The sequence below is a fragment of the Moritella viscosa genome (genome assembly GCF_900120065.1).
Taxonomy (GTDB): Bacteria; Pseudomonadota; Gammaproteobacteria; order Enterobacterales; family Moritellaceae; genus Moritella; species Moritella viscosa.
The window spans coordinates 1-16,190 of the sequence record NZ_FPLG01000120.1; the positions used below are offsets into that span (position 1 = coordinate 1).

The 16,190-nt window shown below is 36.8% G+C and carries 12 protein-coding genes; 4 read left to right on the top strand and 8 right to left on the bottom strand.

The features are described from left to right. On the bottom strand, positions 1-2,147 hold a 2,147-nt coding region (locus BT797_RS20190), incomplete at its 3' end, for a sensor histidine kinase (protein WP_075473277.1). Between the two features lie 95 nt (positions 2,148-2,242). Between BT797_RS20190 and BT797_RS20195 the strand changes: the two genes are divergently transcribed. Beyond that, positions 2,243-2,722, top strand: coding sequence for a hypothetical protein (locus tag BT797_RS20195; protein WP_075473278.1), 480 nt, complete (start codon positions 2,243-2,245; stop codon positions 2,720-2,722). 3 nt (positions 2,723-2,725) lie between these two features. Then, positions 2,726-3,778, top strand: a complete 1,053-nt coding sequence (locus tag BT797_RS20200; RefSeq protein WP_075473279.1) for a hypothetical protein — start codon at positions 2,726-2,728, stop codon at positions 3,776-3,778. Positions 3,779-3,876: 98 nt separating this feature from the next. Here BT797_RS20200 and BT797_RS20205 read toward each other — a convergent pair whose 3' ends face one another. Together BT797_RS20205 and rluF are read right to left on the bottom strand one after the other, a co-directional pair. Beyond that, the gene (locus BT797_RS20205; protein WP_075473280.1) at positions 3,877-4,533 is read right to left on the bottom strand and encodes a hypothetical protein; all 657 of its coding nucleotides are present in this window, start codon (positions 4,531-4,533) and stop codon (positions 3,877-3,879) included. 8 nt (positions 4,534-4,541) lie between these two features. Further along, entirely contained in the window at positions 4,542-5,738 is a 1,197-nt protein-coding gene (gene rluF, locus BT797_RS20210) for a 23S rRNA pseudouridine(2604) synthase RluF (RefSeq protein WP_075473281.1), read from the bottom strand. Positions 5,739-6,000: 262 nt separating this feature from the next. Here rluF and BT797_RS20215 point away from each other — a divergent pair, with 262 nt between their 5' ends. After that, entirely contained in the window at positions 6,001-6,849 is an 849-nt protein-coding gene (locus tag BT797_RS20215) for a CvfB family protein (RefSeq protein WP_045110290.1), read from the top strand. Positions 6,850-6,961: 112 nt separating this feature from the next. On the opposite strand, the gene BT797_RS20220 is transcribed toward BT797_RS20215, so the two are convergent. The 3 genes from BT797_RS20220 to clpS all read right to left on the bottom strand — a co-directional run bounded on the left by BT797_RS20220 (position 6,962) and on the right by clpS (position 10,054). Beyond that, entirely contained in the window at positions 6,962-7,327 is a 366-nt protein-coding gene (locus BT797_RS20220; RefSeq protein ID WP_045110289.1) for a hypothetical protein, read from the bottom strand. Positions 7,328-7,414: 87 nt separating this feature from the next. Continuing rightward, positions 7,415-9,691, bottom strand: a complete 2,277-nt coding sequence (gene clpA, locus BT797_RS20225; protein WP_075473282.1) for an ATP-dependent Clp protease ATP-binding subunit ClpA — start codon at positions 9,689-9,691, stop codon at positions 7,415-7,417. A gap of 48 nt (positions 9,692-9,739) precedes the next feature. After that, complete coding sequence (gene clpS / locus BT797_RS20230) at positions 9,740-10,054, bottom strand: ATP-dependent Clp protease adapter ClpS (protein WP_045110287.1); 315 nt, start codon at positions 10,052-10,054, stop codon at positions 9,740-9,742. A 263-nt stretch (positions 10,055-10,317) separates the two neighbouring features. On the opposite strand from clpS, the gene cspD reads away from it, so the two are divergent. Continuing rightward, positions 10,318-10,539, top strand: a complete 222-nt coding sequence (gene cspD, locus BT797_RS20235) for a cold shock domain-containing protein CspD (RefSeq protein WP_045110286.1) — start codon at positions 10,318-10,320, stop codon at positions 10,537-10,539. A gap of 66 nt (positions 10,540-10,605) precedes the next feature. On the opposite strand, the gene tamB is transcribed toward cspD, so the two are convergent. Together tamB and BT797_RS20245 are read right to left on the bottom strand one after the other, a co-directional pair. Continuing rightward, a complete protein-coding gene (gene tamB / locus BT797_RS20240) occupies positions 10,606-14,376 on the bottom strand; it encodes an autotransporter assembly complex protein TamB (protein WP_244534261.1) in 3,771 nt (1,256 codons plus the stop codon). Between the two features lie 26 nt (positions 14,377-14,402). After that, complete coding sequence (locus BT797_RS20245; RefSeq protein ID WP_075473284.1) at positions 14,403-16,136, bottom strand: autotransporter assembly complex protein TamA; 1,734 nt, start codon at positions 16,134-16,136, stop codon at positions 14,403-14,405. Between the last annotated feature and the right edge of the window lie 54 nt (positions 16,137-16,190).

Here is a 16,190-nt window from a genome sequence, read left to right on the forward strand (position 1 = left end):
ATTCTTAGTGGTTCTATACAATGTGACTGCACTAAAATAAAAGTATGTTTAAGCGCTAATTTACCTAAAGAATCTATGTCTTTTAGTGTTAATTGAACGCTATTCTGGCAATAAATGATTAACGGATTAAGGTTTTTTTCCGTAGAATCATTCATCGTCACGTTATTCGCGAGATCTTGTGTATAGACTACAGTTGTTATATCAGAAAAATTATTACGTGATAGTTCTGTACAAATGTCATGACTAAAATCCATTTCATTCGTGATAACTATTACATTCGTATTTATAGGAACCACCTGCTGAACGCGAATATCAGCAAATGACTCTACGTAAATAGTAAAATAGAAATTACTCCCCTCACCTTTTACGGAATCAATATCGATTTTTCCACCCATTAATTCAACTAATTGGCTACTAATCGCTAACCCTAATCCAGTCCCACCGAATTCTCGTGTAATTGAACCATCTTCTTGAGTAAAAGGTTCGAAGATTTTCTGTTGTTTATCATCTTCGATACCAGTACCAGTATCAGCAACAGAGAACGACAATTCCCATCGCTTATTTGAGAGTAATGTACAACTAAGTGACAAACTAACTTGACCACTATTGGTAAATTTAACAGCGTTGGATAATAAGTTCATCAAGACCTGACGTAATCTATGCTCATCTAATAATAAGTCTGTCGGTAATTCAGAGGAAATATTGACGATAAGATCTAAGTTCTTGGATGCTGCAGTTGGGATGACAATTGCCACAGTATCGTAAATAACTTCTCGTAAATTACAGCTATGATTAGAGATGGTAAGGTGACCGGATTCAATTTTAGAAAAATCCAAAATATCATTAATTAATATGAGTAATGTTTGCGAGGAATTTTCAATAATAGCAAGATGCTCCTGCTGTGAAGGTGTTAACTTCGTGCTAGCTAAAATATCGGACATGCCAATAACACCATTCAACGGGGTTCTAATTTCATGTGACATATTCGCTAAAAATGAACTTTTCGCAACGTTTGCCTGTTCGGCTAACTCCTTCGCCTGAATTATCTGACTTTCGTTTGTATAACGTTCTTCAATTAGCTTATTTAACATTTTGGCGAACGCACTAAATTCATCGTTACCATCGATTTTCACTTTTAGTGAATAATCATGGGTATCTTCAATACGCGTTAACGTGGCGATAATTTCTTTTAAGTTGCCAAGAATACGTTGAATCAGCATCCAACCTAAGTAAGATGCACAAAGTAATAATGCAGTAATGAAAATGCTCGATGCTATTACATGCATTTTAGCTTCAGCAACCTTTGTTTTAATCTTGACTGATAAGTTCGCACCTACATTTGACACAACTTGACTAATTAATGCTAAACGTTTGTCTAACACTGATATGTCATAATTACTTGCATTCATTTTGAAGTGCTCATTTTGAATCAAATTACGTAATGCATAACTGTCTATAAATGCCTTATCAGAGAATGTACTTTGCAAAAGAGATATTTGGCTGTTATCAGCACCAATCGCAATGAATCGTTCAATAAACAGCTGCTGCCTTTCAACAATGGCGGGTAATAAAGATTTAGCATCAACACCAGTATCTGAAACAATAAGGTTTATATACCAATTTTCTTCATTAGCCCAAAAATAAAGCCACTGTAATTGATACAAAACCTCAATATTAGTTTCTATGGCTTTATCATTAATATCAAGATTGTTTTTTTCTAATATAAGGAGTAATTGACTCGTTGTATCCGAGATCCAGCTAGACCAATCATTAACATCTTCAACGTTAAGACTAGTAAGTTCTTCAGCTGCACCTTCTAAATCCGATAATAAATCAATCGCGTTGTTACTATTTTGTAAGGCTAAAGGTGCTAATTCTTTTAATTTATTTACAGCGTTCGTGAACGAAGTAAGTTCATCTTCATTTGCTACTGTGTTATTCGAGAGTTTGTTGACTCTTATACTATGCAGTAATGAATTTAAGTGTAACGACTCAGTAAGCAGCTCAATTCTATATTTAAGCTTATTTAATTGATTTAACGTAAACACAGAATCACTGACTCGATCTCCAACCAACAACGTGAGTAACAATAATGGGCATAATAATAAAATTATTAGTCGTTTTTTGATCGATAACGTATTAAGCATAAGTTTTTGACTTCCATGTAAAAATTAATTTGTTATTTGCTCTTTTTCTTACTAACTTGAATGATAGGTAACAGAACTGAAATTAGCAGGTAAACATGTTTAAAGGATTAAACTTACGTAATTTTTGCGTTGGACTACTCATTTTTTCACTCTCCCCCCCATTTTATACCTCAGCTAAAGAGGAAACGGGAAAAGATGAAGGAAGACGTTTTGCCGTATTTTCATTAAATGATTCTTTTCCTAAGTTAAGTAAAAGCAAGGTAAGAATGATATATAAAGGAAAGGTAAAACGTATTAATAATAAAAATATTGAACTTATTGATTTAACAGAAGATAACGATGACAAGGCCTGTTTTTATCGAAAACTACTTGGTAAATCGCTCTCGCAAATGAATGGTTATAGAGCAAGTTTAGCATTTTCGGGAAAAGGGAATCTACCAGTCACCATATCAAATAATGATATTGCATCCATACTCGATTGGTTGGAAGAAAACCCAAACGGTATTGCTTACGCCACCATAAAGTCATTACCAGAAGATGTTAATGTTTTATTCGTTTTAGATTCGGAGGAATAAAGCATGTATATATCAAAGATTTGCTTTATAGCAACAACACTATCAATAAGTACATCCGCAGTAAATGCAAAACTAAACCTTACCGATAACATTTCGTTAAGTGGCTTTGGCTCGACTTCCATAACCCAGTCTAACAATGCAACACCACTCTATGTCAACCGAGAGATCACAGATAACACTTGTTACGATTGTGATACAACTTTAGGGTTACAAGGTGATATCCGCTTTAATGATAACTTCAATACTTCGATTCAGATCGTAAAACGCCCTCAAGATAGCTGGTCATCACCAAGGTTAGAATGGGTCTACGTAGGTTATAGCGTATCCGATTTCAACTTAAAAGTTGGACGATTACGGTTACCCTTGTTTCTAAGCTCTGAATACTATTATGTTGGACAAGCATATACGTCAGCCAGACCTCCACAAGAAGTATATAACTCGACCTTAGGCCTCACGTCTTATGATGGACTTTCTGGGACTTGGGATATCGAAATAAATGATGAGAGTTATTTAGCGGTAACACCCTATGTTGGTATAGAAAGTAATGGTGAGGTTGACATAGGTGACAATCAATATGGTTTTAATATAGAGAAAACTGTAGGTATACACAGTGAATTAAGCGGATTTGATTATCGCATTATGTTTAATTATGCGTATTTCGAATATGTCGTCGATGTAACAACACCACAAGGAACTATGCAACTCCCTGCAGACAACATTAGTATTTACACATTAGGCACAGAATACTCACTTGACCAATGGCTACTGACGGCTGAAGTACTTATCGATACGATGCATTTCAATTGGTATTCAAGCTTAGCCTATAATATTGATAAATATACCCCTTACGTAACCTATGCTGAATCACACCATAGCCAAAAAAATAATTCTCTGTTAATCGGACTACGTTATGATTTAACGACAACGGTATCACTTAATGCTGAATGGAAATATACAAATGCAAAAGATGGTAGTAATGGTGAGTTGATCAGTGCTCCTACCGATGGGGATACAGATGCTCAACTGTATACTATAATGCTTAATGTTATCTTCTGATAAACAGTGTAATTTGAATAGAGGACTGAATAACTCAAAGTCGTTATGAAAAAGGATCAAGCACGGCTTTGAGTTATTATAATTATTAACAACAGAAATTAGGACTGGTTTTCTACTATATCGGCGATTATCTGCGTTCGCTCTGCTGGCGATATATTTAAATAAAGACGACTAACGCGAACAGCATAACCAAACTTATCTGTACCCAATAATTTAACGAGTTCGGGTAATAAAGCATCGTCAAGATGAAAGGTTTTGATGTAATGTTCAATTGCGTGTTCAACACTGACAAACTCTGTACCATCAAACGTAAATCCACCAGCTTCATCATCGGCAGCAAGTGGAACCCCTTCAAGACATAAAGGCCAACCAGAGTAGTTAACTCTTTCCTTTGCAATGGTAAACATCATCCACGCACTACGTTTAAAACCTTCAAACGCAGCGCCTTCAAACTCAGATTCTTGCAATTCTTGTTCTGTCCAATTTGAACCAATACTTAATGCTTTTTGATATTTCCGTGTTAACGCTGCTTTTACGGCATTACGATATTGATAGATAGAGTGGCAGCGGGCTTTTTTTACAAAAGACAGGCACTCTGTGCATGCTGGTACAGATAAAGGCTCATGGGGAGCTTTATTCATATCATCCACAGAGAACGGTATGTTGATCGTAGCATCTGATGGTTCGCCACAAAATAAACAGGTGTAGCGAACATCAAAAGGTATATCGATCTGGGGGTAATTATCGACAGACATTTATCGAATTACTTCTTTTTCAACGAAAGAGTACCTTTAACACGAGGCGCAGTTGGGCTAGCCTTGGCATTAGCCAGTTTCGCTTTTTCGCGTTCAGCAATAATACTAAGTCGAGTAGCCGGTTTTTTTCGTTCTTTTCTCTTTTCTGCAGAGTCGAAACGTGCTCTTGATGAAATTTGTTCATCAGAAAAAGACGCCGGTTTATCTTGCTGAACCTCATCTCGTGAAACATCAGCATCAGACGATGCTGTATTTTGCGTCCAGAAATTAGATGTCGGTTCATCGTCCTTATCTAGATCAGCGGTTGTTTCATCTTTATCCCAAACATTTGAACTCGCTTCTTCATTCAAAACTTGTCCAGGTGTTGCTGCATAGTCACCGTAGCCGAAACGCTTCTGACGTGCAGCACTGTTAACACCACGTTTTGAATGTACACCTTTTGTTTTTGGCTTTTCTTGACCATAGTCAGACGCTTCTTCTGTACTGCTTGAGCCTTCAACCATACTATTGATTGCAGCCATTTCTTTATCAGTCAGTAAACGCCATTGACCCGTTGCTAAACCTTTCATATCAATATTCATAATACGCGTACGTGTTAGTGATTTTACTTGGAAACCAAAATGCTCACACATGCGTCGAATCTGCTGATTTAGACCTTGTGTTAAAATAATTTTGAATTCAAAGCGACCTTCACGCGTGACTTTACACGGTTTAGTCACAGTGTCTAAAATTGGAACACCGCGTGCCATACCCGTTAAGAACTTATCTGTTACCGTGCTATCAACTTTAACAATATATTCTTTTTCATGCGCATTACCAGCACGTAAAATTTTATTAACAATATCACCGTCATTGGTTAAAAAGATAAGCCCTTCTGATGGTTTATCAAGACGACCTATCGGGAAAATTCGAGTGTTGTAGTCAATCAAATCAATCACATTACCTTGAATGTGACGTTCTGTCGTACAGGTAATACCCGCTGGCTTGTTTAGGGCAATATAGATACGTTTTTGTTTTTCTTTAACGGGTTTTCCATTAACAGAAACCATATCGCTATCTGACACTTTTGTTCCCATTTCTGGGATTTTACCATTAATGGTTACGCGACCTTGCTCAATCAAGCGGTCTGCTTCGCGGCGAGAGCAGTAACCTGTATCGCTGATATATTTATTAAGTCGTGTTAGTTTGATGTCTTGTTGCGTCATGATAATTTATACTAATATTAAAGGAATTAGGAATTGCGAAAAGGTTTTGAGAATTTATACTTCAGAAATACCGCAATTAAGTGGCCGGAGTATAACAGAAGGCATTATTATCAAGCAATATTAGTGCATATTTTTAACCTTTCAAGTAATTAATATTAATTCACCCGCAAATATTGGGTTTTTTTCACGCTTCGTGGTACATTGCCCACATTATTGGGTTAACTATAATAACCCTCATTATTTCAATACAGAGCAAAGAAACATGGCAGAATTAGGTAAGTTAAATACCTTAGAAATTATCAAAGAAACTGGATCAGGCTTCTACCTGGACGGTGGTGTATTAGGTGAAATACTTTTACCTTTTACAAACTCACCATTAAATGCAGAAATCGGTGAAGATCTTGAGGTATTTGTCTACCTTGATTCAGAAGACCGTATCATTGCAACAACGCAAAAAGTATTTGGTGCAGTTGGCGAATTCGTCATGCTAAAAGTAAAACAAGTAAACAATGTGGGTGCATTCCTTGATTGGGGCTTAGACAAAGATCTTTTAGTTCCATACAGTGAGCAACGCATCCCATTACAAGTGGGTCGTGAATACCTTGTCGCTATTTATTTAGATCGTATTCACGGTCGTATTACAGCAACAACAAAACTAGATCGTCATGTGGATAACATCCCTGCGCGTTACAAAATACACGAAGAAGTTGAGATCACCCCTGTAGATCCAACAGATCTTGGTTATAAAGTAATTGTAAATAACAGCCATTGGGGCGTTGTTTACAAAAATGAAATGTTTAAGAAATTAAACCGTGGTGAAAAACAAAAAGCATACATTCAAAAAGTACGTGAAGACGGTAAAATTGATATCTTACTTAATGAACCTGGACATGGAAAAGTATCCGACTTTAGCCAAGTACTACTATCAGAACTGAATAAAAATGGTGGTTTCATGGCAGTTACAGATAAAACTGATCCTGAAACAATCTCGCGTTTATTTGGTGTGAGTAAAAAGACGTTCAAAAGCGCTGTAGGCCAACTATTCAAGAAAGGTATCATTGATATCGTTAAGACTGGCAACGTTGGCTTACAAGTTAAAGACAGCGAGTAATACATACTATCAGTAGTTGATTACCATCAATAAGATATAGAGAATCATCAAACTAATAGTAATAAAAATGGAAGCCAATTGGCTTCCATTTTTTATGCTTAGTCATTTTAGATTAATGAACAATTTGCGAGATAGCAACATTAGCTTGTTTATCCATCTCAGCAGAGCCCAACATCATAATTAACTCATCGTCAGAATAAGCAGATAAATCGTTAGCTTGTTCAATAATATCTTCCATGACTGCGTTGATGTCACCATTCTGAACTCTGTGCCACTGATAAAAACTGATAAGTAATACTTGTAATACATAGTCTTCATCTAATAAAGCTACATCAATACCACTTTCTAATGCCACTGCTTCCAATGTTTCAATATCAAAGGAAATACTGCCATCATCATCAAGTTCAAGTCCTAATGAATCAAAACTAATCCCATCTGGGATGCTAATTTCGACCCTAGTTAATGCGGAAATATCCATTTTGCATTCCCTCTTTAAGTCAAGCATAGATACAAAGTAACACTAATACGAAAAAAAACAACCTTCTAACACTATTCAAAAATTAACTTATTCTGTTTCTGTCGCTGTCACTTTCACATCAGTAAACGTAAATGCGAGCTCATCACCCTTCAATTGAATATCAACAGCGCCACCATTTAACAATTTACCAAACAAGATCTCATTGGCAAGATTACGTTTAATTTTATCTTGAATAACACGTGCCATTGGTCTTGCGCCCATTGTTTTATCGTAGCCTTTGTCAGCTAACCATTTACGAGCATCGTTTGATACATGCAAGGTAACTTGTTTGTCATCTAGCTGTGCTTCTAATTCAACCAAGAATTTATCAACAACCATATGGATAACACTCATATCAAGATGATTAAACCAGATAATGTTATCAAGACGATTTCGGAACTCAGGCGCGAACAGTTTATTGACTTCGCCAAGCGCATCACTGTTATTGTCTTGTTCTTTAAAACCAATGGATTGACGAATAGTTTCAGTAGCACCAGCGTTAGTTGTCATCACTAAAATAATATTACGGAAATCTGCTTTACGACCATTATTGTCCGTTAATGTACCATTATCCATGACTTGTAATAACAAGTTAAATACGTCTGGATGGGCTTTTTCAATTTCATCTAATAGTACAACAGCATGTGGTTGTTTGATAACCGCATCCGTTAACAGACCACCTTGATCATAGCCAACATAACCAGGAGGCGCGCCAATCAAGCGAGATACTGTATGACGTTCCATGTATTCCGACATATCAAAACGGATCAGATCGACACCCATGATTTTTGCTAAACGCTGAGTCACTTCTGTTTTACCAACACCTGTTGGGCCAGCAAACAAGAAAGAACCTATTGGTTTTGTTTCAGCGCCTAAACCAGAACGTGATAAACGAATTGCATCAGTAAGAACTTCAATCGCAGGGTCTTGCCCAAACACAACCATTTTCAAGTTACGTTCTAAGTTTCGCAGTACATCACGATCATTAGAAGAAACTGATTTTTCTGGAATTCGAGCCATTTTTGCAATGATAGATTCAATTTCACCAATGCCGATCGTTTTCTTACGTTTATTTGCCGGCAGCAAGCGCTGTTTAGCCCCCGCTTCATCCATGACATCAATCGCCTTATCAGGTAATTGACGTTCATTAATGTACTTAGCAGACAACTCTGTCGCAGCTCGTAGCGCTTTAGCCGTATAACGTACATCATGATGATCTTCGTAGCGTGACTTCAAGCCTTGCAGAATTTTAACCGTATCATCAATAGAGGGTTCAACAATATCTACTTTTTGGAAACGGCGCGCTAACGCACTGTCTTTCTCAAAGATTTGGCTATATTCAGAATATGTAGTCGAACCAATACAACGTAACGAACCATTACTTAATAATGGCTTAATTAAATTTGCTGCATCAAGTTGACCACCTGACGCTGCACCAGCCCCAACAATAGTGTGTATCTCATCAATAAATAAAATCGCATCGTCATGTTTTTGTAACTGTTTCAGTAATGATTTAAAACGTTTTTCAAAATCACCACGGTACTTAGTGCCAGCAAGCAGAGCACCTAAATCGAGTGAGAATACCTGCGTATTTTTCATCACATCTGGTACTTCTTCATTGACGATTCGGTATGCAAGGCCTTCTGCGATTGCCGTTTTACCCACACCAGCTTCACCAACTAATAATGGGTTATTTTTACGACGACGACATAATATTTGAATTGTACGATTTAGCTCTTCATTGCGTCCAATTAATGGATCAATTCGCCCTTCGACAACAGATTTATTGAGATTAGTAGAAAAGTTCTCAAGTTGAGTTGATTGATCTTCACCATCATTAATTACTTGTTCCGAAGCGTCATGACTGTCTTCAACACCCGGTTCTTCATCATTTTTACGAATCCCGTGCGAAATGAAATTAATTACATCTAATCGACTCATACCTGCTTTTTTCAATATATAAGCAGCTTGTGATTCTTGTTCACTGAAGATAGCAACAAGTACATTAGCACCTGTCACTTCGTTATTACCTGAAGATTGCACATGGAACACAGCACGCTGTAACACACGTTGAAAGCCGAGCGTAGGCTGTGTTTCTTTCTCTTCATCTGATTCTGGTAAAATAGGTGTCGTTTGTTCTAAAAAAAGCAATAGTTCATCGCGAATAGCATCGATATCACCTGAACAGCCTTTAATCGCTTCGCAAGCAGATTTATTGCTCAATAGTGAAACCAATAAATGTTCGACCGTCATAAACTCATGGCGATTTTCACGTGCAGTTTTAAACGCTTCATTTAGCGTTACTTCAAGATCTTTGCTTAACATAGGCATCTCCCTATAACTACGTGTTGCGTAATATTGTCAGCATTACGTTTATGCTTGTTCCATGGTACATAATAAGGACTGTTCGTTGTCTTTTGCATATTGCATTACCTGTGATACTTTTGTCTCGGCTATATCAGCCGTAAATACGCCACAAACACCTCTGCCCCGATAATGAACAGTTAGCATGATTTGGTTAGCCTTATCTATATCCATAGAAAAAAACTTTTGTAATACATCTACAACGAAATCCATTGGAGTATAGTCATCATTATTCAAAAACACTTTGTAAAACGAAGGCGGTTTAAGTTCTTGCTCACTTTCTATACTTGTTTTGAAATCAATCAGTTCATCTAACTTACTCATAATTCTATCTTAGTACCTATCACAGATTTGGGCTAATAACTTTCAACCTTTCGTCTAAGTTTACCTCATTTTAATCATTTTTAGGAATATTAACTTGACTATAGTAGCGAATAAACTAAATTTATTAACAAGATGCGTTGAAATGATTAACATTTCAGTTACCTTGGTATGTATTATTCTAACCATCTTATAACCCATGAGTTAAATGGGTAATGTAAGTTCAGTAATCAAACAATTTGCAATTACAGAAAGGATGCAGAGGTATGGCAACCGGTACGGTTAAGTGGTTCAATAACGCGAAAGGATTCGGCTTCATTTGCCCTGAATCTGGTGGTGATGATGTGTTCGCTCATTTTTCAATTATACAAATGGATGGATATCGTACATTAAAAGCAGGACAAGTCGTTGACTATGAAATAGACGAGGGCCCAAAAGGCTCCCATGCTGTTTCTATTTCAGCTCATGAAACAAGCGAAATAAAATAGCTTGTCAGCCTATTTGATAAAAAGCAGCTTAGCTGCTTTTATTTTTATGGCGATTAATTAAAGATCTTAACGACTAAATTTATAATATAAATCGACTGCACTATCAACACCAGTTGCTAATTCTATATAGAGTTTCGGAATAATTTCATATCGCACCACAACCTCACTCAAAGCCGAGAATAAACCAATACCATAACGGATTTGAACACCTGGTAATACATAGCCACTCACTTCAACTCGAGTATCATTTCCCTGTCCTCTCGTATCGATGGCAAAATCTTTAACTCCGAGTGTATCACCTAAGAAACTAATGACATCTTTACCTTGACCAAGACTAGAACCAACAAGCATTGTTGTTATCACAACGTCTTGACTTGTTTCATCTTCCGAATTTATATCTCGCCCACGTAATAAATAGGAGATCATACGAGTTTGCGGCATTTCAGGCTCTGAAAATATCGTAAATAGTGGTTTTTTAACTGGGCCAATTAAACGAACGCCGACAATAACATTATCTTCGGTTAGCTCAGTATTACGGATTGCTTCTACATTTATGTAAGGGTTATCGATTGAACCAGAAAATATAATCTGTCCTTTTCGGATATAGAGATCTTGGCCAAACGAACGATAACGGCCCTCTTTAAATTGCAGCATACCATCAGAAAATAAATTGCCATCTTCATCAAGAATTAGATTTACATCACCTATAATATTCGATTCAAGACCAAAGGAGTCAATTTTAACATCATCTAATAGTTTTATATTCACTTCGACATCGAGTGGGTAGTTCTGTTTTTCGTTGACATGCTCAGCATCAACAATAATAACATCTGTTGAAACTTGGATTGCAGTTTGTGGTAATTGTTCGACTTTAATTCGTGCATAAGGTATGACGATATCACCCGAAATCTTCGCGCCAACTTTGTTACCTTTAATTTTTATTTTAGGACTAAAATGTAATTTAACCCCCTTATTATCATCGAATTCGAAATTATCACCGTGAAAAAGCATTTCGTAGTAAAATTCATTACCCCAAGTAACATTACCGACAACTTTAGCGAGTCCTTTCCCCGAATTAGCACTACCTGTAATATTCGCTTTTTGGCCACTAGATTCAATATTAAATTGAAAATTTTCTAGCGTGACAGGAAGTTCATCTCCAGCTAAATAACCATTATTTACGTTGAACTGCCCGATGACCTCTGGCTTGTCTAATGTCCCATCCACAATACCTGCACCGGAAACAACACCGTTGAGTACATCAACCTGATAAATAAGCGGTTCGATAAACGCAAGATCAATATCAATAATGTGAATATCACCACTTAATTCTCGTTTACCAAAAATATCATCCACACGAATATCACTTGTCATTCCACCCAATTCATGAGAGTTGATATTAATATCCGCTATTAATCTCGATTCATCTAACCCTACATCCATTGTTAACGTATCAAAGTTAGCAATACTACTTTCTTCTTCATTATAAATAAGTAATGATGCATCGGTTATTTCTACCTTCGATGTTAACTGTAATGGTGTCCCCTTACGCCACGTTACTTTACTGATAATATTAAGCAAACCTTCAATCTCAAGGTTTTTTTCCTTTTCTAGACCTAATTTATTTATGTCATAATCTTGTAATTTAAATTCGAAATTGTCCGTTTTCTCAAGGTTACCTTCAAAGCCTAAGCACAGCGTGGCCACTTTTTCATTCCAGCAGTGCTGTGCAATAGAAAGATAATCATCTTGATTAGAGAACGTAAAATTCACATTAGGGTCAATTATCCAGTTACCATATTCAGAATTAATGCGCCCTTTAGTCACCTTTCCCTGCCAAATATTGTCTTGCAAAAAACTGTTTATTTCTAATTTCGCATTATTTTTTTCATTTTCAATATTTACACTAATACTATTGCTATTTAGGCCCGCAATATAATCCAGAGCAACCTTATTAATGACCTGTTCACCAATCATTAACTCTTCACCTGTGAGCGATATAGTACCCTCTGGACTTTCAGATAAGCTAATTTTCCCAGTAAGGTCTGCACGTTGCAATTTATTACCTTTAAATAAAACATCATCAATGAATAAATCAAAGTTAAACCAAGGTTTGGTTTTCTGTCCTATAATAGTAAAATAACCGAATGCACTGCCCTTACTCTCAGCAAGATAAGGCGTTAGGGCTTTAATATCAATTTCACCCGCGATCTTAAACTGTTCGTTAATAATACCATCAAGTTTGACAGCGTCGTTTCCACGAGAAAGTGAAAAACCATCTAAATTCCAATACAGATCCTGATCTAACGTTAGCTTGCCCTGTAAAGTAAGTGGGTAACCTTTAAAATCTGCGCCTACGTCAATATCGTAAATGGCAAGTTGCCAATCATTATCAGCTTCAGGCATAAGGTTAAAATCAACCGCAGCATTTCCATTTGGTTGTAATTGAATGTCTGGCCAAAATTTATCTAATTGTATGCCTTTTGCTGCGACTTTACTTTTTACCGTAATACCATCTGTCCATTTTAGTTGCCCAGATGCTGATACTTGTCCACTCAGCGTTTTAGCGTTAATCCGAGAGAATGATAAACCTTGTAGAGTCCCTTTTCCTTTTGCATCAAGATCCAACAGCGGTGTATTATTAATATCTAACAGCCCTGAAACAGCTATGGTGTAATCATCAAGATTACCTTGCATTGACAGTTTTCCATCCGCTAAATTGATATATGCCGGCGTCAGTAATGGCCAACTTAATTGTTGCCAATTAGCATTGATAGTAAAGGGTAAGGCTGGACGTAACGGCGCGAGTAATGCATCAACATGGGTATTAACCGGCCCTGATGTATCAATAGCTAAAGTCATACTATCAAGGCTACCCGTCGCGTTGACATCGACAGCAAGTTGCTTTAACAACGCTGGTTGTTTTAATGTTGTGTTAACCGTCGCATACAAGGGGTAATCTTTTTGTAATACAATTTGCCCTTTAATACTGGTATCAGCTTGTGGCATATCAACGATAAGCTTATCGATCCTCACTTCTCCAGAATCAATAAAACCGGTCAAATCTATGGAATTAAAATCAAGAGATAAATCATTCACGTGCAGTTTAGATTGAATAAGCTTTGCATCATTCACATCTACACGTAGTGGAATTGAAACCTGATAAAGTTCGAACTCATTTAAAAGATCAGTAACGATATCTAATTGTTTATTTGTTTCTTCAGCAGAGGTCATTGGTTGCGAGTTTATAACACCCTTTGTTACTTGTTTTCCTGATGATGCGGTAAGTACTTGAACATAAGCGTTATGCGTCACTAACTTGATAACCGTAATATCTCGCCCTGATAAATTAACCGCACCTTCAAGACGATCGACAGTCACGCTCGTATTAGCAACCACGACATTAATATCTCTAATATCAATATTTGAAACACTAATTAAACCAAGGATATCTAATTGCTCGTTATTCTTGGAAGTACTATCATCGAATTTCGCAATACGTGTTAGAGCCTCACCCAAATCGATACCAAGCAGTGTTTGAGGTTTATTGTCCAGCGCCATAGAATAACTGACAGAGCTTGCATTCAATTTATTGACACAAACCTCAGCACTCAATAAACAAGTGAGATCGATATCATAAGCTAAATCCGTAATCGAAAACTGAAACAGCTCTCCTTGCCAGTCAATTTTTTGCCAACGCGCTTGATGAAATAAAGAACCTTCTTCTAGCACTAAGTGTAGCGGTAATTCAGCATTATTTAGTTTCTTAATTATGTACTGGTTGCCAACGTGGCTACCGAGTAAGGCAATAAAAGCACCAATAATAAAAATAAACAAAATAAGACAACATTGAAAAAACCGCATTACAATTCAGGTCCAATATACAAATGAAAAGTATACTTAGTATCTCTATCTGAATTTACAGGTACAGCAAAGTCAACCTTGACAGGGCCAATAGGTGTCATCCAACGGATACCAGTACCAACACCGACGCTGAGAGGTTCAGAAAAATCATTGGTTGATGTACCCGCGTCAGCAAATAGCCCAACACGCCATTTTTCAGCAAATTGATAACCGTACTCAAACGAACCAACCGTTAAATACCGACCACCTATATATTTTTTATTGTCATCAACAGCTGTCACAGTTTCATATTGATAACCACGAATACTTTGACTACCACCAGCAAAAAAACGCATTGATGCTGGCACACTCTCGATTTTATCGACATAAATAGCGCCTAAATCAAAACGCGTTGTGAAAAAATGAGTTCTATCGATAGAGCGTAGATACTTTGTCCGGCTCTGTATTTTAGCCATATTAATGTCAGCCCCCCAATCACGATTCGCAGCCTCAAAACTAAATAGCTGTTGATTCCCCCAATAAGGATCAACTCCCCCACGTTGCTTCGTCTTTGCAAAACTAACCCCAGGTAATATCATTACACTATTACCGACTTGACTCGCCTGTACAAAATTTTCTTGTTCTACTCTAATAAACCAAGTGCGCAGCCACTTAGATTCAAGCTCAAACTGACGTTGTAACTGCAAAGTAAACAGCCGACTCTTCGTATCTTTATTCTCTTTACGCTGAAAACCAAATTGGATTTTGGCAACATTCGTAATTGGGTCTTCAATAGGTATGTCATAGTTAAAGGTAAACTCTTGTTGTACTGTTGAATATTCAAACTCAGCAGAAACACTATCACCACGATTGTTAATCCAAGGTTTTTTCCAGCCTAATGTACCTCTAACACCAACATCACTGAGATAACCAACACCGACTTCATACGTATTGCTAGGATGATTTATAACTGTGATTACCATCGGTATTTTACCATCGGATCTACCATTAATATTAGGCACAACAGATGCAGACAGGAAATATCTACTATTAAATAATGCTAAACTATATTCAGCGACCAAGTGGGACTCATACGCTTGCCCTTTTTCAAATGTTGCTAGCTCAGAAACTATCAATGCCGATTTAGTTTGGTTGGATAAAACGGACTCACCAAATACATAGCGCTGTTTACTATCAAAGATAAGATCGATTTCTGCACTATTTTTTTTAACACTAACCCGGACTTCACTTTTTAGCCATTTACCATCAAAGTAACCCCGTGCTAACGCAAGTTTACTGATATCAGCTTTAAATTTGTCGTAGTCCGCATGTGATAAATAGTTACCTCTGTGCAATGGTATTTCATTCAATAAATGAATAAAATCCGTATCATTTTTTGCATCACCATTAATTTCAACATGAACAACGGATAACGTTACCCTTTCCCCTAATTTAATATCAATAAATACGAGAAGTTCATCATCATCAACGGTCAAGTGAACCGTGATTTCGGGGTGATAAAAACCAAAAACTTGAACTGATTCGATAAGATTTTTACGAACCTTGGATTCGAAATAACTGTAATTCTTACCTTTAGGAGGAGAAATCGTCGATAAATAAGCACTGACGTTGTCTTCGATATCACCTGAGACGCCTTTAATTTCGAAATCAATACTTGAAACAGCAAACACGGAAGGAGAGAAGATTGAAGAATATAAAAATAGAATAAATGTGAATAAAACGGGTAATTTCACTAACTGATACCTTACTTAGCACAGTTCAAATATAGAATCGTACTTTCCATAAAA

Coding starts and splice junctions, on each gene's coding strand:
- BT797_RS20205 (WP_075473280.1), bottom strand. CDS start 4,533: ATGTCTGTCGATAATTACCCCCAGATCGATATACCTTTTGATGTTCGC.
- clpA (WP_075473282.1), bottom strand. CDS start 9,691: ATGTTAAGCAAAGATCTTGAAGTAACGCTAAATGAAGCGTTTAAAACT.
- BT797_RS20220 (WP_045110289.1), bottom strand. CDS start 7,327: ATGGATATTTCCGCATTAACTAGGGTCGAAATTAGCATCCCAGATGGG.
- clpS (WP_045110287.1), bottom strand. CDS start 10,054: ATGAGTAAGTTAGATGAACTGATTGATTTCAAAACAAGTATAGAAAGT.
- BT797_RS20200 (WP_075473279.1), top strand. CDS start 2,726: ATGTATATATCAAAGATTTGCTTTATAGCAACAACACTATCAATAAGT.
- BT797_RS20195 (WP_075473278.1), top strand. CDS start 2,243: ATGTTTAAAGGATTAAACTTACGTAATTTTTGCGTTGGACTACTCATT.
- rluF (WP_075473281.1), bottom strand. CDS start 5,738: ATGACGCAACAAGACATCAAACTAACACGACTTAATAAATATATCAGC.
- cspD (WP_045110286.1), top strand. CDS start 10,318: ATGGCAACCGGTACGGTTAAGTGGTTCAATAACGCGAAAGGATTCGGC.
- BT797_RS20215 (WP_045110290.1), top strand. CDS start 6,001: ATGGCAGAATTAGGTAAGTTAAATACCTTAGAAATTATCAAAGAAACT.